At 66.3% G+C, this 19,942-nt stretch carries 16 protein-coding genes; 11 read left to right on the top strand and 5 right to left on the bottom strand.

The window, feature by feature from the left end; genetic code table 11:
- Positions 1 to 42 precede the first annotated feature (42 nt).
- Together BG61_RS25210 and BG61_RS25215 are read right to left on the bottom strand one after the other, a co-directional pair.
- Complete coding sequence (locus tag BG61_RS25210) at positions 43 to 1,125, bottom strand: porin (RefSeq protein WP_035942349.1); 1,083 nt, start codon at positions 1,123 to 1,125, stop codon at positions 43 to 45.
- A gap of 491 nt (positions 1,126 to 1,616) precedes the next feature.
- Positions 1,617 to 2,003 (bottom strand): hypothetical protein, encoded by a 387-nt coding sequence (locus BG61_RS25215; protein WP_035942351.1) that lies wholly within the window; start codon positions 2,001 to 2,003, stop codon positions 1,617 to 1,619.
- 500 nt (positions 2,004 to 2,503) lie between these two features.
- Between BG61_RS25215 and BG61_RS25220 the strand changes: the two genes are divergently transcribed.
- The 9 genes from BG61_RS25220 (at position 2,504) to BG61_RS25260 (ending at position 10,267) form a co-directional block, all read left to right on the top strand.
- Positions 2,504 to 3,520, top strand: a complete 1,017-nt coding sequence (locus BG61_RS25220) for a bile acid:sodium symporter family protein (protein ID WP_035942352.1) — start codon at positions 2,504 to 2,506, stop codon at positions 3,518 to 3,520.
- 343 nt (positions 3,521 to 3,863) lie between these two features.
- Positions 3,864 to 4,910, top strand: coding sequence for an acyl-CoA dehydrogenase family protein (locus BG61_RS25225; protein WP_232256457.1), 1,047 nt, complete (start codon positions 3,864 to 3,866; stop codon positions 4,908 to 4,910).
- Positions 4,898 to 5,674 (top strand): PIG-L deacetylase family protein, encoded by a 777-nt coding sequence (locus BG61_RS25230; RefSeq protein ID WP_035942354.1) that lies wholly within the window; start codon positions 4,898 to 4,900, stop codon positions 5,672 to 5,674. Before BG61_RS25225 ends, BG61_RS25230 begins: the two co-directional genes overlap by 13 nt.
- Positions 5,671 to 6,276, top strand: a complete 606-nt coding sequence (locus BG61_RS25235; RefSeq protein ID WP_035942355.1) for a class I SAM-dependent DNA methyltransferase — start codon at positions 5,671 to 5,673, stop codon at positions 6,274 to 6,276. Before BG61_RS25230 ends, BG61_RS25235 begins: the two co-directional genes overlap by 4 nt.
- Before the next feature lie 201 nt (positions 6,277 to 6,477).
- Positions 6,478 to 7,485 (top strand): LacI family DNA-binding transcriptional regulator, encoded by a 1,008-nt coding sequence (locus BG61_RS25240; protein WP_035942357.1) that lies wholly within the window; start codon positions 6,478 to 6,480, stop codon positions 7,483 to 7,485.
- A complete protein-coding gene (locus BG61_RS25245; protein WP_035942359.1) occupies positions 7,482 to 8,726 on the top strand; it encodes an AGE family epimerase/isomerase in 1,245 nt (414 codons plus the stop codon). Before BG61_RS25240 ends, BG61_RS25245 begins: the two co-directional genes overlap by 4 nt.
- A gap of 5 nt (positions 8,727 to 8,731) precedes the next feature.
- Positions 8,732 to 9,643: a carbohydrate kinase family protein gene (locus tag BG61_RS25250; protein ID WP_035942360.1), complete on the top strand. Its 912-nt coding sequence runs from the start codon at positions 8,732 to 8,734 to the stop codon at positions 9,641 to 9,643.
- Between the two features lie 96 nt (positions 9,644 to 9,739).
- Positions 9,740 to 9,961, top strand: a complete 222-nt coding sequence (locus BG61_RS25255) for a hypothetical protein (protein WP_035942377.1) — start codon at positions 9,740 to 9,742, stop codon at positions 9,959 to 9,961.
- A gap of 60 nt (positions 9,962 to 10,021) precedes the next feature.
- Positions 10,022 to 10,267, top strand: coding sequence for a hypothetical protein (locus BG61_RS25260; RefSeq protein ID WP_035942361.1), 246 nt, complete (start codon positions 10,022 to 10,024; stop codon positions 10,265 to 10,267).
- A gap of 96 nt (positions 10,268 to 10,363) precedes the next feature.
- Here the strand turns inward: BG61_RS25260 and BG61_RS25265 are convergent, their stop codons facing one another.
- On the bottom strand, positions 10,364 to 11,005 hold the full coding sequence (locus BG61_RS25265) for a glutathione S-transferase family protein (RefSeq protein ID WP_035942362.1): 642 nt from the start codon (positions 11,003 to 11,005) through the stop codon (positions 10,364 to 10,366).
- 243 nt (positions 11,006 to 11,248) lie between these two features.
- On the opposite strand from BG61_RS25265, the gene BG61_RS25270 reads away from it, so the two are divergent.
- Entirely contained in the window at positions 11,249 to 14,854 is a 3,606-nt protein-coding gene (locus BG61_RS25270; protein WP_081868184.1) for an indolepyruvate ferredoxin oxidoreductase family protein, read from the top strand.
- Positions 14,855 to 14,895: 41 nt separating this feature from the next.
- Here the strand turns inward: BG61_RS25270 and BG61_RS25275 are convergent, their stop codons facing one another.
- Entirely contained in the window at positions 14,896 to 16,212 is a 1,317-nt protein-coding gene (locus tag BG61_RS25275) for an EAL domain-containing protein (protein WP_035942381.1), read from the bottom strand.
- Between the two features lie 436 nt (positions 16,213 to 16,648).
- On the opposite strand from BG61_RS25275, the gene BG61_RS25280 reads away from it, so the two are divergent.
- Complete coding sequence (locus BG61_RS25280) at positions 16,649 to 18,316, top strand: Na+/H+ antiporter (RefSeq protein ID WP_035942383.1); 1,668 nt, start codon at positions 16,649 to 16,651, stop codon at positions 18,314 to 18,316.
- A 46-nt stretch (positions 18,317 to 18,362) separates the two neighbouring features.
- Here BG61_RS25280 and BG61_RS25285 read toward each other — a convergent pair whose 3' ends face one another.
- Complete coding sequence (locus BG61_RS25285) at positions 18,363 to 19,667, bottom strand: solute carrier family 23 protein (protein ID WP_035942363.1); 1,305 nt, start codon at positions 19,665 to 19,667, stop codon at positions 18,363 to 18,365.
- Positions 19,668 to 19,942: the final 275 nt, after the last annotated feature.

The following is a 19,942-nucleotide window of genomic DNA, read 5'->3' on the forward strand; positions in this document are numbered from 1 at the left end:
ATTGATTGAGCGCCGGTGCGACGGTGCGCGCCGAGCGAGCGCTCAGAACTTCGCGCGCACGCCGACGCCGTAGGTGTCGCCCGACGACATGCTCGTGTACTTGTCGTTCAGGTAGGCCGCGTAGACGTCGGTGCGCTTCGAGAGCGGATAGTCGTAGCCGACCGCCCAGCTCTTGTGCGTCTGGTCGAGCCCGCCGTTGCTGCGCGAATACGCATACGACGCCATCACCGAACCCGGTCCGAGCGGCACCGTCACACCGCCCTGCGCCGTGTTCACGTGGAAGGAGCCGACGTCGATATCGTTGTTCGTGTACATGTACTGCCCGAAGAACTTCACGTACTTCAGGTCGTATGAGAGGCCGATCTGCGCGACGCTCTGGCTTTTGTAGCCGGTGATGAACGTGCTGAGGTCGCCCGGGTTGTTGTTGAAGTTCACGTACTGATAGACGCCCGTCGCCGCGAACGGCCCGCGGAAGTACAGGAACTGCGCGCTGTACTTCTTCGAGCGGCCGTCGCCCGGCTGGTTGCCGAAGCTGTACATCGCGCTGCCGGAGAGGCCGTTGAAGTCAGGCGTCGTGTACTGCACGGAGTTGTTCCAGCCCGAATCGCCGACTACGCCCTGGTCCGTCGTGTAGGTCGGGAAGGTGCCGAGCCCGAGGAATACGTGGTACACCATCGGCGAGAACACGTACGAATCGACGAACGGGTTGAAGAGGATCGTCGATACGAACAGCTGCGTCGTAAGGCGGCCAGCCGTAAATGTTCCGTAAGGCGCCTGAATGCCGACGTACGAGTTGCGCGCGAAGAAAGTGTCGCCCTGGAAGCGGCCGAACTGGCCGTTCTGCGCACGGAAGAAGCTCTCGAGAGCGAAGATCGCCTTGTAGCCGTTGCCCAGATCCTCGGCACCCTTCAAGCCCCAGTAGGACGTGGACATGCCGCCGCCGCTCACGTTCCACGCCCGGTCGCTGCCCGGGAACTTCGTTGCGCCCACCCATTCGTCGACCTGACCGTAAAGCTGCACGCTCGATTGCGCATTCGCCGCCCCGGCGGCAAAGAGGCCAAGCATGCCGGCGATTACAGTGGCCTTAACCGTTGCCTTCAGCGCACGGTTGACGGTTGGCTTCATGAACTCTCCTGTCTTTGTCAAAGTTAAAGCGTCGGCGGGCAAGGGGCATGACCTCGCCTCGTCAGACCGGCGTAATGTTCCGCGGGGCAAGCGGCCTTTTGTTGGAGCGCGACCATCTTTACGGACCATTTTTCCGGTCAAAAATGTTTTTGGTTATTGCCGGTATAGCGATTCGGATAGCTGACGCTTGCGCCTTATGCGCGAGCAGCTTGAATCACGCGCGAGCCGTGCATCGAGCTGAAGCGGGCCGCGCCCCGCGATACGCGATGGCGTCGGGCTTTAGCGACTTCAGGGACGCAAACTGCAATCAGGGAGGACGCGATGTCGCGCGCAGGGCGCATTGTCCTTGCGCGGAAAAAGAGGGGAATGTTTAAGAAGATTCGCGCACGCGACTGTGGCGCGCTTGCGTCACCGCAGCGCGTGGTCTGGACGGACAAATAATTTCTCGCTCTCGACGCGAGGGGGTCCAGGCGGGAAGTGAATGACTCGCGTCAGTTGCGGTAGTTCGCGTTCGAAGGGGCGCGGGTATCGTCCGTCGGACGGCCTTGCGGACGCGGGACGCTGCGCTCTTCGTTGTAGCGGGTGATATCGGCGCGGATGGAACCGGCTCCGCGGATCGGGGCCGATTGCTCGGCGCGCGGCACGGCACGCACTTCCGTGCTGACCGGCGTCAGCCCGTCGCCCTTCGCACCGGTTTGAACGTAGCGTTGCGACTGGGTGGATTGCACGGCGTCGACGCGCGTGGCCTCTTCACTGGAACCCGACAGCCAGTTGGCTGCCGGCTGTGCGGCGAGTGCAAGCGATGCCGCCACCGTGACCGAACCGATCACAGTGGAAACCAGCCATCGAGTACTCGTGCGTAAGCCTTTGAGCGCCATTTCGAAACTGCGGATGTCCGACTCGATTCGACTTGCCGCGAAGGACGTTTCGTCCGGCGAGCAAGCGACCGGGCGTCGTCGGAGCGTTTCGGTTGCACCGTCTGGAAAACGGGCACCCGCCGACCGGTCTATGAACAATTTATGGTGGGAAGCCTGGAGAGTCGAGCCAAAAAGTGTTAGACCTGCTCAATGGTTGTAACACCATGTTACTAATGGGTTTTTCAGCATTTCCGGGGTCCGTGAAAACGCGGATTTGTGTGAGTTGAAGGCCGCCCGCGCGCTGGCTCAAACGTTGCATCAGATACACGTCGCGCGACGCTCGCTCATACCTCAAGCGCATTAATAGATCATTTAAATGAATTTGCCTATTTAATCAAAAAGGGGCGAAAATACTGGTTTTCCTTACTTGACGTTTAGCAGCGTTGTGCATTCAAGCCAACGCCGATTCAGCAAACGTCGAGGCGTTCATAACCGAATGCACGTTCGAGTAAGAGATTTCGATGGCGCGCCCCAAATTTCTCCCCGATAACTTCACGCTGGCCCTTGTCGGCACCGTCACCCTCGCCAGCCTGCTTCCATGCCGCGGCAGCACGGCGGTCGCCTTCGACTGGCTCACCGACATCGCCATCGGGCTGCTGTTCTTCCTCCACGGCGCAAAGCTGTCGCGCGAAGCAATCGTGGCGGGGGCCACGCACTGGCGGCTGCATCTGGTCGTGCTGCTCAGCACCTTCGCGCTCTTTCCGCTGCTCGGGCTCGCGCTGAAGCCGGTTCTCTCGCCGCTCGTCACCCCGGCCCTGTACACGGGCATCCTGTTTCTGTGCACGCTGCCCTCCACGGTGCAGTCGTCGATCGCCTTCACCTCGATGGCCAAGGGCAACGTTCCCGCCGCCGTCTGCAGCGCGTCCGCCTCGAGCCTGCTCGGCATCTTCATCACGCCCGCGCTCGTCGGGCTGGTGGTGAGCAACCACGGCGAGATGACCGGTTCGCCCTGGCACACGGTCGGCAATATCGTGCTGCAATTGCTCGTGCCGTTTATCGCCGGGCAACTGCTGCGCCCCGTGATCGGCAAATGGGTCGACCGCAACCGCACGGTGCTGCGCTTCGTCGATCAGGGCTCGATCCTGCTCGTCGTCTACGTGGCCTTCAGCGAGGCCGTGAACGAGGGCATCTGGCACTCGATTTCGCTTTCCACGCTTGCCGGACTCGTGGTCGCCAACATCGTGCTGCTCGCGCTCGCGCTTTTTTCCACTGCTTTTGCCGCAAAGCGCCTCGGATTCAGCCGAGCCGACCAGATCACCATCATCTTTTGCGGCTCTAAAAAGAGTCTCGCCGCCGGAATCCCGATGGCGAAGGTGATCTTCGCTTCGAGCACGGTGGGCGCCGTGGTGCTGCCGCTCATGCTGTTCCATCAGATCCAGTTGATGGTGTGCGCCGTGCTCGCCCAGCGGTGGGGCGCACGCAAGACGGCCGCGGACAAGTCACACAAGAGCGAGGCTGCCGCCGCCGTGCGCCGCTGAGGGGCGTTGCGCTCCGTCCCCTGGAGCGCTGCATTGAAAGGACACCCCGTTCCCCAAAGCCGGAAAGCCGCCTCGTGCGGCTTTTTTGCTATTTGACCCGGTAACGGGCGGGGTGTCGATTCGGCCGGAAGGCATAAGCAAGAACGTATTTCTGCCAGCGAGCGCGGCGCGGCGGCGCACCCGCTTTTCATGCGTCTTGCCTATTGCTTTCGGCCAGCTGGCGCCCGGGCATGTGCCTTGCCACACTGGTTCCATACAGAACCACGCGGCACGCCGACAGGGAGAGCGTCATGCAGATCAGTTTCAGCCGCACCGGCACCCGCGGGTGGCTTCGAGGTCCGCCATGGCATACGTGATGAGCGCGCCTGCGCGCGCCTGCGCCACCGAGCTGAAGGCATTCCTGCGCGAACTGAACATCGAACGAGGCACACCTGCCGAAGCCGCGCATGCGTTGCGAACGTTGATCGACGCCGGGCTCGACCGCATTGACCTGCCCGGCAAGGGCGCGACGCTCGAGCGATGGAGGATTCTCGGCGCGGTGGCCGCTTTTGACCTGTCCCTCGTGAAGCTGTACGAGGGCCACACCGATGCCCTCGCGATTCTCGCCGAACTGGAGTGCATCGAAACCGGCAGCGGTGAGGCCTGGGGCGTCTGGGCCGCGGAGCCGCCGTCCGCCCGCCTCGCTGCGATGACGACTCGCGCGGACCGCCGGATCAGGCTTCGAGGCACAAAAGCGTGGTGCTCGGGCGCGGCGTTTCTCACGCACGCGCTCGTGAGTGCATGGAACGAGCGGGACGAGCCGATACTCGCCGCGGTGGATCTGCACCAGCCCTCGGTTTGCGTGACGAACGAAGGCTGGAAAGCCGTGGGCATGAGTGCAAGCGCGAGCGTCGACGTGCATTTCGACAACGCGGCCGCCGTGCAGATCGGCGCGCCGCGTGCCTATCTGGATCGGCCGGGTTTCTGGCAAGGAGGCGCAGGCATCGCGGCGTGCTGGTTCGGCGCGGCTGCGGCCATCGGAAATTTCGTCAGGCAGGAAGCCGCCCGGCGGCCGGACCCGTACAGGCTCGCGCATCTGGGCGCGATCGACACGGCGCTCGCGAGCGCCGCAAGCCTGATGCGCGAAGCGGCGGCGCAAATCGACCGCGAACCGAAGGCCGACGCCATAGTGCCCGCGTTGCGCGCGCGGCTCGCGGTGGAACGCGCTGCCACAACGGTGATGGAACACGCGGGACGCGCACTCGGTGCCGCTCCGCTTTGCCGCAACGAGCATTTCGCCCGCCTGATGGCCGATCTCCCCGTGTTCATCCGGCAAAGCCACGCTGAACGCGACGAAGCCGCGCTCGCGGAGCGCATCGTCGAAGAGGAGCGCGGCTCATGGCCACTGTAATCAGCAAGACACACAAGGACCGCGTGCTCGCCGGCACGGGTACGCCCGAATCCTCATGGCAGAACTGGGCGAGGCTTGGCGCGCTGCCCGAGGTCAAACCCGCCGAACTCGTGCCGCCCGGCGCGCGGGCGGTCGTTGTCGCGCCGCATCCCGACGACGAGGTCCTCGGCACCGGCGGCCTGCTCGCCCACCTGTCCGCGCTCGGGCGCAGGGTGCTGATCGTCGCCGTGACGGACGGCACTGCGAGTCATCCGGATTCGCCGGCATGGCCCGTCGAGCGCCTCGCGGCGGTCCGTCCGCAGGAAACGCGCGAAGCGCTGCAGCGTCTTCACATGCGGCAGGTGCAACTCGCGCGGCTCGGCCTGCCCGACGGCGGCGGCAAGCGGTTCGAGGCGCAACTCGCGGCGTCGCTCGCCGATCACCTTGGCCCGGGCGACGTCGTCTTCGGCACGTGGCGCCACGACGGCCATCCGGACCATGAAGCGGTAGGGCGAGCGGTATCAATGGTTGCGGGGAGCCTCGATGTCCCCTTCGTCGAAGTCCCGGTATGGACGTGGCACTGGGCGACGCCCGAAGATCCCCGCGTGCCGTGGAGCCGTGCGCGGCGCATCGTGCTGGATGCCGCGACGCACGCCCGCAAGCTCCACGCGGTGGAGGCGTTTCGCAGCCAGATGGAACCGGATGTCGCGACAGGCCGCGCGCCGATCCTGCCGGATCATGTGCTGGCGCGGCTCACGCGACCCTACGAGGTGGTCCTGATATGATCGGCGGGCCGCCAGCACGGCAATACTTCGACGGCCTGTACGCGCAAAGCGACGATCCCTGGCTTCTTCGCGAGCGCTGGTACGAGCGCCGCAAGCGCGCGCTCACGCTCGCCATGCTTCCGGACGAGCACTACGTGCGCGCTTTCGAGCCGGGCTGCGCGAACGGTGAGCTGACGGCCGCGCTGGCGCCCCGCTGCGGCGCGCTGCTCGCCGCCGATCTCAGCGAAGAAGCGGTCGCGCTCGCGCGCCGCCGCGTCGCGCATCTGAGCCACGTGCATGTCGAGCGGCGAGCAGTCCCCGACGACTGGCCGGACGGCCGCTTCGATCTGATCGTCATCAGCGAGCTCGCCTACTACCTCGACCCCGCGCAGGTGTCGCGGCTGATCGAGCGCGTGACGGCAACCCTCGCTCCCGGCGGCACCCTGCTCGCCTGCCATTGGCGACGGCCAATCGAAGGCTGGTCATACACGGGCGATACCATCCACGCCGAACTGATGGACAAGCTCGCGATTCCGCTCCTCGCCCACTATCAGGATGACGACGTGGTCATCCATGTCCTGTCGTCCAACGCCGCCTCGATTCATCAGCGCGAAGGGCGGTGACCGGCGCTGTTTAAGCCTTTTTACTAAACAAAAGCAAGCCAACAAAACCCATACACAACAAGCATCTACTGGTTTTCTCTAGTCTGCCGCCGAGCGTTTTCGCGCCATTTTTACTATACAATCGCCGCAGCGAAGCGAACGTATGACACGCAAGTAAACAAGCGCAGAACCAGTCATCTTCCGGAGACAGAGAACACCACGATGGGCACCACCATTCGCGATGTCGCGCGTGCGGCCAGCGTCTCGATCGGCACTGTGTCGAGGGCGCTGAAGAACCAGCCGGGCCTGTCCGAAGCGACGCGCGTTCGCGTCGTCGAAGTGGCGCAGCAGCTCGGCTACGATCCCGCCCAGTTGCGCACGCGCATCCGCCGCGTCACGTTCCTGCTGCACCGGCAGCACAACAACTTCGCCGTCAGCCCGTTTTTCTCGCATGTGCTGAACGGCTTCGAGGAAGCGTGCCGCGAGCGACGTCTCGTGCCCTCGGTGCTCACGGCCGGTCCCACGCAGGATCTCGCGCAGCAGATGCGCCTGCATGCGCCCGACGCCATCGCGGTCGCCGGTTTCGTCGAGCCCGAACTGCTCGCGCATCTGCATTCGCTGAACCGGCCGATCGTCCTCATCGACCTGCGCGCGCCCGGCTTCCGCTCGGTCAATATCGACAACGTCAAGGGCGCGTCCCTCGCGATGCAGCATCTCTTCGCCCTCGGGCGGCGGCGCGTCGCGTTCATCGGCGGGTCGCTCGCGCATCACAGCATCGCGCAGCGCGCGCTCGGCTACCGGCGCGCCTATTTCGAGGCGGGCCTGCTGTTCGATCCGATGCTCGAAGTCACGACGCAGCCCGGCCTCGCCGCCGATCTCGCCGCCGCCGACGCGATGGAGCGGCTGATCCGCGACGCACGCGCGCAATCGAGTCCCCTCCCCGACGCCGTTTTCGCCTATAACGATGCAGCGGCCCTCGCCGCGATGCGCGTCTGCCTTGCGCATGGCTTACGGGTGCCGGAAGACATCGCGTTCGTCGGTTTCGACGACATTCCGGCCGCCGCGCAGAGCACGCCGCCGCTGTCGACCGTAACGGTCGACAAAGAGGCGCTCGGCAGGCGCGGCGTGGAGCTGCTGCTGGAGGACAGCCCGAATTCCCCCGACCCGGCCGACACGCTGGTGCCGGTAAATTTCATCCCTCGCGCGAGCTCCGGCTCGACCACGACATGAACTCGACCGCTTCGACCGTTGCCGCCACCAACGCGGACATCGACTTCCGCAGCCGCGACTTCCTGCTCTCGCACGTGCGCGACACGCTCGCGTTCTACGCGCCGACCGCCCGCGATCCGTCGGGCGGCTTCTTCCACTTCTTCAAGGACGACGGCCGCATCTACGACAGCACGACACGCCACCTCGTCAGCAGCACGCGTTTTGTCTTCAATTACGCGATGGCCTATCGCCACTTCGGCGACGTCTCCTATCAGGACGACGCGCGTCACGCCTTCAAATTCCTGCGCGACGCCCACTGGGACGCCGCCCGCGAAGGCTACGACTGGGAAATCGAATGGCGCGACGGCGCGAAGCGCACGCTGGACGGCACGCGCCACTGCTACGGGCTCGCGTTCGTGCTGCTCGCCTGCGCGCACGCGTCGATGGCGGGCATCGAGGAAGCGACACCGCTGATCAGCGACACGTTCCATCTTCTCGAGCGCCGTTTCTGGGACGCCGAAGCCGGCCTCTACGCCGACGAAGCCACGCCCGACTGGCAGTTGTCCGACTATCGCGGGCAGAACGCGAACATGCACGCAACCGAGGCACTGCTTGCCGCGTACGAGGCGACCGGCCATGTGATCTATCTGGACCGCGCGGAGAAAATCGCGGGGAACATCACGCTGCGGCAGGCGAAGCTCTCGAACGGGCTCGTCTGGGAGCACTTCCGCCCGGACTGGTCGGTCGACTGGCACTACAACGAATCGGACAGCTCGAACATCTTCCGTCCGTGGGGTTTCCAGCCCGGCCATCAGACGGAGTGGGCCAAGCTCCTCCTGATTCTCGAACGGCATCGCGCGCTGCCGTGGCTCGCGCCGCGCGCCGTCGAACTGTTCGACGCCGGCTTCAACCGCGCCTGGGACAGCCGCCACGGCGGCCTCTACTACGGCTTCGGCCCCGACGACACCATCTGCGACCACGACAAGTATTTCTGGGTGCAGGCCGAAAGCTTCGCCGCCGCCGCGCTGCTCGGCGCACGCACGGGGCGCGAGCGCTTCTGGGATTGCTACGACGAACTATGGCGCTATAGCTGGGCGCATTTCGTCGATCACCGGCACGGCGCGTGGTACCGCATCCTCACGTGCGACAACCGCAAGTACGGCGACGAAAAAAGCCCCGCCGGCAAGACCGACTACCACACGATGGGCGCGTGCTACGAGGTGCTGAACGCCCTTACCGCCCCGGACACGAGCAAACGGTGAGAAAGATGGCAGCAGAACAGCAGACTCTTCCGAAATTCGTCTCAGCCGGCGACATCCTCACCGACATGATCCGCACCGACACGTCCACCTGGCTCTCGCGCCCGGGCGGCGCCGGGTGGAACGTCGCGCGGGCGGTCGCGCGGCTCGGCGTGCCTACCGCGTGCGCGGGGTCGCTCGGCGTCGACAATTTCTCCGATGACCTGTGGGACGCGAGCGTCGCGGCCGGTCTCGACATGCGCTTCATGCAGCGCGTCGAGCGTCCGCCCCTGCTTGCGATCGTCCACAAGACCCAGCCGCCGACCTACTACTTCATGGGCGAGAACGGCGCCGATCTCGCGTTCGATCCGTCGACGCTGCCGCAAGGCTGGATGGACCAGGTGAAGTGGGCGCATTTCGGCTGCATCAGCCTCGTGCGCCAGCCGCTCGGCGCGACGCTCGCCGCGCTCGCCGCGCAGTTGCGCGCGCACGGCGTGAAGATCAGCTTCGATCCGAACTACCGCAACCTGATGGAAACCGGCTACGAGCCGATCCTGCACAACATGGCGTCGCTCGCCGACCTGATCAAGGTATCGGACGAAGACCTGCACATGCTCTTTCGCGGCATCCCGGAAGCCGATGCGCTCGCTGAGGTCCGCGCGATGAACCCGCGCGCCACGGTCCTCGTCACGCGCGGCGCGAACGAGGCGGCGCTCTATGTCGGCGATGCCGTCCATCGCGCGAAGCCGCCGCAGGTGCAGGTCGCGGATACGGTCGGCGCGGGCGACGCGTCGATCGGCGGCCTGCTCTACAGCCTGATGGCGCGCGAAGGCGAATGGCCCGATCATCTGCGCTTCGCGCTCGCGTCCGGCGCGGCGGCGTGCCGATTTTCGGGCGCGCATTCGCCGTCGCTCGAAGAGGTCGAGGATTTGCTGACGTAGCGCGCCGCGCCCGTGAGCACTCCGGCGGCCATGCTGTTCACACGCTTTGCATATCAGCGTGCTAGCATGAATTTTCGTCAACGCCTGAGCCGCATCATGGACGACACGACCTACACGAAAGGCATCTACACCGCGACGATCGGCGTTCGGGCCATCGACGGCGGCCAGTTCCAGGGTCTCGTATCGCTCGCCCGCGACAACGGCGAGGAAACCGATGCGACGCTCTACGAAGTCGAGGCAGCGTCGCAGAACGAGGACGAGGCGCTCGAAGAAGCGCGCGCGCTCGCGCACCGGATTCTCGGGGAAATCGAACTCTAGGCAGGGCCGGCAGCGCCCGCGCGAAGCAGCGCGCCGCCGTCCGGCCCGTTGGAGGACATCATGCCGGAACAGCTCTTCCTCTATGGCGTCTACGCGATCCATGTGCGTCCGATCGAACTGCAGGGCGCGCACTGGGACGCCGAATACGAAATCCGCCACCACGACAAACCCGTGCAGACCTGGACGACGGTCGGCGGCGACGGCGGTCTCGTGAACGCGGCTGAAGCCATCGAGCTTGCGCACAGGCAGGCCGTCGCCGACATCGAGGCCGGCGCGGGCATTCCGAAGCCGCGGTCATTTCCGTAATCGCCTGACGCGAGATCGCCGCCGCCCGCCACGGCGGCGGCATGGTTGCGCACTCGGCTGACTGAGCGCCGCGCACCGCGCCTGTGCGCGGCCGCTTCACCCCCGCACGCCGACGTCCGACGAATGCGGCAACGCAAGCCGCTGCGCCTCGCGATGGTCGATTGCCGCCGCGCGCTCGTGCCCGTCGCGCGCGACCGCGCGATCGACATACTCCGACAGCACGCCGCCCGGCTCGATCAGCTTCGCCATGAAACCGCTCTGCAGCGTGCTCGCCAGGAGAATGTCGGCGGCGGTGAAGCGCTCGCCGAGCAGCCACGGCCCGTCCTTCAGCGCGGCTTCGACCGCTTGCTCGACGCGCACGAGATCGCCCCAGCCGAAGCTCACCGTATTGCCCGGCGCGCCCGTCATGCGCTCGGCCATCGCGGGTTCGAGGCACGCGCCGGTGAAGAACATCCATTGCAGGAAGCGCCCGCGTTGCGGATCGTCCGGGGGTGCGCCGAGTTGCGCACCGGGAAACCGGTCCGCGAGATAGAGCAGCACGGCGCCCGATTCGGCCACGCACACGCCGTCGTGGTCCAGTGCGGGCAGCTTGCACATCGGATTGACGCGGCAAAACTCCGGCTCGTTCTGCGCGCCCGCGCGTATGTTGACGAACGCGAACTCGTACGGCACCCGCAACTCCTCGAGCATCCACAGCGCGCGGAACGCGCGCGTCTTCGGCCAGTAGTAGAGCTTCATCGCGCATCGTCCCTGGAGGCTGGCAGGCTTTCAGGTTAGTCCGAACGAGGCCGCCCTCGCGTCCGGGTTTACCTGAACCCGCACCACGCGCAGGGGATTCTCACTCGACTATCTCGAAAAGAAGCGTTTTCCTTTCGCATCGGCGAAGACACGCGGCAAGTGAGTAAAAAAATTCCGGTTGTGTCAGCCAAAAATGGAGTCCTTGCGCACCCCACGCCAAACCATAACAACGCCGGAGAATTCATGAACGCTCGCGTTCCCTTCGATGCCGTCCATTCCCCCGACGCGGCGGGCCACCGCGGCCTGACCCCGGCCCTGTCCGACTACAAGCTCACCGACAACCTGTCCGCCACGCGCGGGCGCATCTTCCTGACCGGCACGCAGGCGCTCGTGCGGCTCGTGCTGATGCAGCGCGAGCTCGATCGCGCGGCCGACCTGAACACGGCGGGCTTCGTCAGCGGCTATCGCGGCTCGCCGCTCGGCATGGTCGACCAGCAGTTGTGGAAGGCGAAGAAACTGCTCGCGTCGCATGACGTGCGCTTTCTGCCCGCGATCAACGAGGAACTGGGCGGCACCGCCGTGCTCGGCACGCAGCGGGTGGAGTCGGATGAGGAGCGCACCGTCGATGGCGTGTTCGCGATGTGGTACGGCAAGGGCCCCGGCGTGGACCGCGCGGGCGACGCGCTCAAGCACGGCAACGCCTACGGCTCGTCGCCGCACGGCGGCGTGCTGGTCGTCGCGGGCGACGACCACGGCTGCGTGTCGTCGTCGATGCCGCACCAGAGCGATCAGGCGATGATCGCCTGGAGCATGCCGGTCGTGAACCCGTCGAACATCGCCGACATGCTGGAGTTCGGGCTGTACGGCTGGGCGCTGTCGCGCTTTTCGGGCGCGTGGATCGGCTACAAGGCGATTTCCGAGACGGTGGAATCCGGCTCGACCGTCGATCTCGACGCGATCCGCACCGCGTGGAAAGCCCCCGAGGATTTCGTCGCGCCCGCGGGCGGCCTGCACAACCGCTGGCCCGATTTGCCGAGCCTCACGATCGAGGCGCGGCTCGCCGCCAAGCTCGACGCCGTGCGCCACTTCGCGCGCGTGAACAGCATCGACAAATGGATCGCGCCGAGCGGCCATGCGAACGTCGGAATCGTGACGTGCGGCAAGGCGCACCTCGATCTGATGGAAGCGCTGCGCCGCCTCGACCTCACCGTCGATGACCTCGATGCCGCGGGTGTGCGCATCTACAAGGTCGGGCTGTCGTTCCCGCTGGAGACGACGCGGCTCGAGCAGTTCGTCGAAGGGCTGTCGGAAGTGCTCGTGATCGAGGAGAAGGGCCCGATCATCGAGCAGCAGATCAAGGATCATCTCTACAACCGCACGAGCGGCGCGCGGCCGGTCGTGATCGGCAAGCATGCGAAGGACGGCGCGATGCTGCTGTCCTCGCTCGGCGAGCTGCGTCCGTCGCGCGTGCTGCCGGTGTTCGCCGACTGGCTCGCGCGCCACAAGCCCGCGCTCGATCGCCGCGAGAAAGTGGTCGATCTCGTCGCGCCGCAGATCCTGTCGAATGTCGCCGATGCGGTGAAGCGCACGCCCTACTTCTGCTCGGGCTGCCCGCACAACACGTCGACGAAGGTGCCCGAGGGCTCGGTCGCGCAGGCGGGCATCGGCTGCCACTTCATGGCCTCGTGGATGGAGCGGGACACCACCGGCCTCATCCAGATGGGCGGGGAAGGCGTGGACTGGGCCTCGCACTCGATGTTCACGAAGACGCCGCACGTCTTCCAGAACCTCGGCGACGGCACCTATTTCCACTCCGGCATTCTCGCGATCCGCCAGGCGGTCGCGGCGAAGGCGAACATCACCTACAAGATCCTCTATAACGATGCGGTCGCGATGACGGGCGGCCAGCCGGTCGACGGCAGCATCTCCGTGCCGCAGATCGCGCGGCAGGTGGAGGCGGAAGGCACAGCGCTGCTCGTCGTGGTCAGCGACGAGCCGGAAAAGTACGAAGGCCACGAAGACCAGTTCCCGCGCGGCACGACATTCCACCATCGCAGCGAACTCGACACCGTGCAGCGCCGCCTGCGCGACACGCCGGGCGTGACCGTGCTGATCTACGACCAGACCTGCGCGGCGGAAAAGCGCCGCCGCCGGAAAAAAGGCGAGTTTCCCGACCCGGACAAGCGCCTGTTCATCAACGAGGCCGTCTGCGAAGGATGCGGCGACTGCGGCGTGCAATCGAATTGCCTCTCCGTCGAGCCGGTCGAAACCGAACTGGGGCGCAAGCGCCGCATCGACCAGTCGTCGTGCAACAAGGACTATTCGTGCGTGAACGGCTTCTGCCCGAGCTTCGTCACGCTCGAAGGCGCGAAGCTGAAGAAAGCCGCCGGCAGCGCGTTCGATCCGGAAGAACTCGCGCGACGCGTCGACGCACTGCGGGCCCCGGTGCAGCATCTCGACAACGCGCCCTACGACATCCTGATCACGGGCGTCGGCGGCACGGGCGTCGTGACGGTCGGCGCGCTCATCAGCATGGCGGCGCACCTGGAAGGCAAGAGCGCCTCGGTGCTCGATTTCATGGGCTTCGCGCAGAAAGGCGGCTCGGTGCTGTCGTTCGTGCGCTTCGCCGCGACCGACGCGCTGCTGAACCAGGTTCGCATCGACACGCAGCAGGCCGACGTGCTGCTCGCCTGCGACATGGTCGTCGGCGCGAGCGCGGACGCCCTGCAGACGGTGCGTCACGGCCGCACGCAGATGGTCGTCAATACGCATGCGATTCCGAATGCAAGCTTCGTGCAGAACCCCGACGCGAACCTGCACGCCGACGCGCTGCTCGACAAGATGCGGCACGCGGCGGGCACCGAGCACATGAAGACCTGCGACGCACAGGCGCTCGCCACACGCTTTCTCGGCGACACGATCGGTGCCAACATCCTGATGCTGGGCTACGCGTGGCAGCTGGGCCTCGTGCCGGTGTCGCTCGCAGCGATGATGCGCGCGATCGAGCTGAACAACGTCGCGGTGCCGATGAACAAGCTGGCGTTCGCGATCGGGCGGCTCGCCGCCGCAGACATCGACGCGCTCGACGCGCTGCGCAAGAGCGCGCAGACGCCGCGCGTCGAAATGAACGCGCTGCCGCTGCCCGCGCTGATCTCCGATCGCGAGCGGCGTCTCGCGGAATATGGCGGCGCGAAGTATGTCGAGCGTTATCGCAGGCTCGTGAACGCGGCGGCCGCGAAGCGCGATGACGCGATCACGCGCGCCGTCGCCGGGACGTTCTACAAGCTGCTCGCGGTGAAGGACGAGTACGAAGTCGCCCGCCTGCACGCCGATCCGGCCTTCCGCGCGGCGCTCGAATCGCAGTTCGAAGGCACGGCCGGGCAGGACTTCACGGTGAAGTTCAATCTCGCGCCGCCGGTTCTGTCGAAGGCGAAGCATGGCGGGCAGCCGCGCAAGATGACGTTCGGCCAGTGGCTGTGGCCCGTGCTCGGCACGATGGCGAAATTCCGCAGTCTGCGCGGCGGCATGCTCGATCCGTTCGGGAAGACGCTCGAGCGCCGCATGGAACGCCAGCTCGCGGACGACTACGAAGCCACGATGTCGCGTGCACTCGGCGCATTCACCGCCGACAACGCGAGAGACGTCGAAGCGCTCGCCGCGCTCTTCGAGCGCGTGCGCGGCTACGGCCACGTGAAGCTCGCGAACCTGTCGATGGTGAAGCGCCGCGAGCGCGATCTGGCGGCGAAGCTCGGCATCGAGGCGGCGACGGGCGCGTCCGTGCGCGCGTCGCTCGACGAGATGAAGGGCGCCGCGAGCCTGAAGGGGATTCCGGTCGTCGTGGCGAAGTAGGACTCAACTGGCGCGCACCGGCCCTGAACGGCCGGCGCGTGTCATTCGTCGTCGTCCGGTGCGATCCAGTCGATATCGCCGCACAGCACGCAACGCTTCCCGCCGACGCGCGTCTCCACCGACAGCGTCACGCACGGCAACGCCTCGTTGATCGACAGATACGGCTTCGTCACGTGCACGCGCTCGGGGTCGCCGAGCGCCTCGCGGAAATACGGCCGGCGCAGCCAGTTCGCGCCCTGCGCGTCGACGAGCGGCAAGAAGCGCGCTTCGTGCGCCGCCCGATCCGCGCGCAGCACGACGTTGCGGCCCGCCTGCCGTCCGTTCTGGTCGAGCAGGAAACAGCGCGCCGCGTTGTCGAGCGCGAGGAAATTCCAGCACACCTCCTCCAGCGGCTCGCCGGCCGCAAGCCGCTCGGCGGCCCGCTCGAACGCGCGCACATACGGCTGAAGCCGCGTGGCGACGCGCCGCTCGCGCGCTTCGGTCTGCATCCGGTAGCGCTCCGTCAGCTCGCTGATGACCGTCTGCGCGTGCACGCTGTCGGCGAGCCCGGGGTGCGGACGCGCGAAGAAAAAGCCCTGCACGAAATCAGCGCCGCTCGCGAGCGCGAGCTGCGCTTCATGCTCCGTTTCCACACCCTCGATCAGCACCAGCTTGCCCGCCTCGTGCAGCAGTGAAACGATGCCCGAGAGCACCGCCTCCATGTTGCGCCGCTGCTTCGACGAGCGCGCCGTGGCTGCGTGCACGTTGTGGCCGGCGTGCGAAAGCATCACGCGGTCGAGCTTCACCAAGTCGGGGTCCAGTTGCCAGATCCGCTCGATATTGGAGTGCCCCGCGCCGAAGTCATCCAGCGCGATCAGGAATCCGTGCTCGCGGAACTGCTGCACGGCTTCCGCGAGCCGCTCGATGTCCTCCGCGCGCTGTTCGAGCACTTCGAGCACGACGCGGCGCGGCTCGATCTTCAGGCGCTTCAGGTTCGCGAGCAGCGCGGCCGCGTGATACGGCTCGGTCAGCGCGCCCGGATGGACGTTGAGAAAGAGCCACTCGGTCTGCGCGCCGAGCATCTTGAAATTCTCCAGATGCAGCGCCTGCGAGAGCCGGTCCACCTGAAGCGCCTCGCCCACGCGCGCCGCCTGCCCGAACACGTCGAGCGGCGAGACGACGCGATCGAGCATGTCGTGTGCGCGCAGCAGGCCCTCGTAGCCGACCGCGCGCATGTGCGACAGGCTGAACACCGGCTGAAACACGCTCGAAAGGGTCCATTCACCATGCTCGACGGAATACCGGTCGTATCCCGACGTCACGCTGAGCTCGAAGCTGCGTGAGGAGATCGTCGCCTTCTCGGGGTTCGCGATCACCATCTTTGCATCCTCGCCTGCATGCGGACCCGAAGCACCGTCCATATCGCCTTTCGAAGCCTCGTGCAAATCCGTTCCCCGATACCCGCGCCGACATACGGGGCAGCGCCGCAACGCGCGCCCGAACCGAACGATTCCGTTTTCATTTGAACAGCCCTCTTTGATCTCGCCGGGAATCTCTCGCGTCCCGTGACAGTCGATAAAGCAAGCTCCGTGCTCGCGTTTCCCGGCCGCGTCTGCCGATGTTTCACAGGGCCGATGCACCGACAGAACGCTCCTGCCGCGTGATCGCTTGTGCGGCGCGCACCATCTCGGTGCATCGTCCGGGCGTAATCTGCCCGAATGCCGCGCGCAAGCTAAACTGCGGCTGATCCTCAAATCAACCCTAGACGCCGCGCGGTCGGATTTCCATGTGCGCGTCGTGCTGTCTTTCGAACAAATGGAAATTGTCTTTACCGTCCTGATCCTGCTGCTCGCCGTCGCGCTCTCGGGCTTCGGCCTGAGTCTTTTGCCGTTCAAGCTTCCGCTGCCGCTGATCCAGATCGCGATCGGCGCGGTGCTCGCGTGGCCGGGCTTCGGGCTGCACGTCACGTTCGACCCCGAACTGTTCATGCTGCTGTTCATCCCGCCGCTGCTGTTCGCGGACGGCTGGCGCATCCCGAAGCGCGAACTGTTCATGCAGCGCCGCGCGATCCTGATGCTCGCGCTCGGGCTCGTCTTCATCACGGTCGGGGTGGTCGGCTACTTCCTGCACGCGCTGATTCCCGGCATGCCGCTGCCCGTCGCCTTCGCGCTCGCGGCGGTGCTCTCGCCGACCGATGCCGTCGCGCTGAGCGGCATCGTGGGCCGCGGGCGGATCCCTGCGCACCTCATGCACATCCTCGAAGGCGAGGCGCTGATGAACGACGCGTCGGGCCTCGTCGCGCTGAAGTTCGCGATCGCCGCGGCGCTCACCGGCGTCTTTTCATTGCGCGACGCGACGGTGAGCTTCGTCGTGATCGCGGCGGGCGGCCTCGTGATCGGCGCGGCGATCAGCTGGATCGCGACCGAGCTGCCCGCGCGCCTGCTCAGGTTTTCCGAAGACGACGACCCCGCCGCCGGCGTGGTCCTCACGTTGCTGATCCCGTTCGCCGCCTACGCGATCGCCGAGCATTTCGGCTGCTCGGGCATCCTGGCGGCGGTGTCGGCGGGCATGGTGATGAACATCCAGAGCCTGCGCGAAGGCATTCCGACCGTCGTGCGCATCCGCATGACGAGCACGTGGACGATGATCGAATTCGTGTTCAACGGCATGGTGTTCATCCTGCTCGGGCTGCAGTTTCCGCACATCATCGGGCGCGCGCTGATCGAGGCGCACCGCGACGGAAACCAACAGGTGGGCCTGCTGCTCGGCTATGTGATGGCCGTCATGGTCGCGCTGTACGCGCTGCGCTTCGTGTGGGTGTGGCTGCTGCGCTGGTTCGCCGCCCGCGGAGCCGCGAAGCGGGGCATGGAGAGCGCCGCGCCCGGCGCCCGCGCGATCGCGATGACGACCATCGGCGGCGTGCGCGGCGCGGTAACGCTCGCGGGCGTGCTGTCACTGCCCGTCACGCTGACCGACGGCACGCCGCTGCCCGGCCGCGATCTCGCGATCTTCATCGCGTCCGGGGCGATCCTCGTGTCGCTGCTGATCGCCGTGGTGGGCCTGCCGATCCTGCTCGCCGGCATCGAGCGCAATCGCAACCCGCACGCCGCCGAGGAGCGGGTCGCGCGGCGTCAGGCGGCGCAGGCGGCGATCCGCGCGATCGACGACGAGCACGAGCGGCTGGCCGACGAGATGGACGAAGCGGCATCGGCCCGCTGCGCGGACAGCACCGCGCGCGTGATGAGCCTGTACCGTCGTCGCCTCCAGGCGCTCGGCGACGACGAGGCGCCGCGCACGGCCGCGCGGCAAGCCGAGATCGTGGAAACGAAACTGCGGATGGTGGCGCTCAGGGCCGAGCGCGCAGCGCTGCTGAAGCTGCGCTCCGACCAGACGATCAACGACGAGACGCTCAACAAGCTGATGCGGGAGATCGACCTGTCGGAGACGGCGATCGTGAACCGAAAGCGCGGGGCGAATGCCTAGCTTCCCCGCGCTTCGCGGCGCTGTACGTCGATGTGTGGCGGCCGCGTCAGACGACGCCGGAACCGCGCCGGCGCAACAGCGCGTAGAGGATGATCGCGCCGAAGGTGGCGGTGCCGATGCCGCCGAGCGCGAAGCCGCCGACCTTCAGCGTGAAGTCGCCCGCGCCCAGCACGAGCGTCACCGCGGCGACGATCAGGTTGCGGTTGTCCGAGAAATCGACCTTGTTGACCACCCAGATGCGCGCGCCCGTCACCGCGATCAGCCCGAACACGACGATCGACACGCCGCCAAGCACCGGTCCCGGAATCGTCTGGATCACCGCGCCGAATTTCGGCGAGAAGCCGAGCACGATCGCGATCAGCGCGGCGATGACGAAGACGAGCGTCGAGTAGATCTTCGTCACGGCCATCACGCCGATGTTTTCCGCGTAGGTCGTCACGCCCGTGCCGCCGGCGAAGCCCGAGGCGATGGTGGCGAGCCCGTCGCCGATGAACGCGCGGCCGATGTAGCGGTCGAGGCTCTGCCCCGTCATCGCGCCGACCGCCTTGATGTGGCCGAGATTCTCCGCGACGAGGATGATCGCGACGGGCGCGAGAAGCGTCATCGCCTGGCCGTCGAACGCCGGCGCCGTGAAGTGCGGCATGCCGAACCACGCGGCGTTGGCGACGATCGAAAAGTCGATCGGCTTGCCGCCGAGGCCCGCGCCGTTCGTCAGCACCGCGTAGATCACGTAGGCGATCGCGAGGCCGATCAGGATCAGGAGACGCTGCGCCATGCCGCGCGCGAACACGGCCACGCCGCCCACGCACAGCACGGTCACGAGCGCCATCCACGAATCGAAGTTGCTGCTGCTCACGCCCTTTACGGCGATCGGCGCGAGGTTCAGCCCGATCACCGCGACGATCGCACCGGTGACGACGGGCGGCATCAGCGTCTCGATCCACTTCGTGCCGATCGCCGCGACGATTGCGCCGATGATCGCGTACACCACGCCGCACGCGATGATCCCGCCGAGCGCCACCGGAACGTTCAGGTTCGGTCCGTGGCCGCCGTAGCCCGTCACCGCGATGACGAGGCCGATGAACGCGAAGCTCGAGCCGAGATAGCTCGGCACGCGCCCGCCGACGAGCACGAAGAAGAGCAGCGTGCCGATGCCCGACATGAAGATACAGAGATTCGGATCGAAGCCCATGAGCAGCGGCGCGAGCACGGTGGAACCGAACATGGCGACGACGTGCTGGATCCCCATCGCGAACATTTGCGGCCAGGGCAGCCGTTCGTCGGGGGCGACGACACGGCCGGCGTCGGCGCTCGGCTGGATGCGCCAGCGCGGAAAATAGGGATCGGACATGGGCGGCTCTCCTTCGGGCGTCGATGCGCCGTCATTGCGGCGCGCTTGTCTTGGAAACAGGCGCGAGTGTACGGAGTGGGGTCAAGGCTGACAAGCGAAGCGGGCCGTGAGCGGACATCGACGGGTTCGCAGGATGGAGGACGAAATGGGCGCCAGGGAAATCGGCGTGGTCTGGTTTTTCGGAGTTTTCGTATACGGGGGCTCTGGCCGGCCACGTATGCTCTTTCTCATGCGTAGCCCCATGTATGGTAAGCGCCCGGTGATGGCATCTTGAA

Source organism: Caballeronia glathei (assembly GCF_000698595.1).
GTDB classification, from domain to species: Bacteria; Pseudomonadota; Gammaproteobacteria; order Burkholderiales; family Burkholderiaceae; genus Caballeronia; species Caballeronia glathei.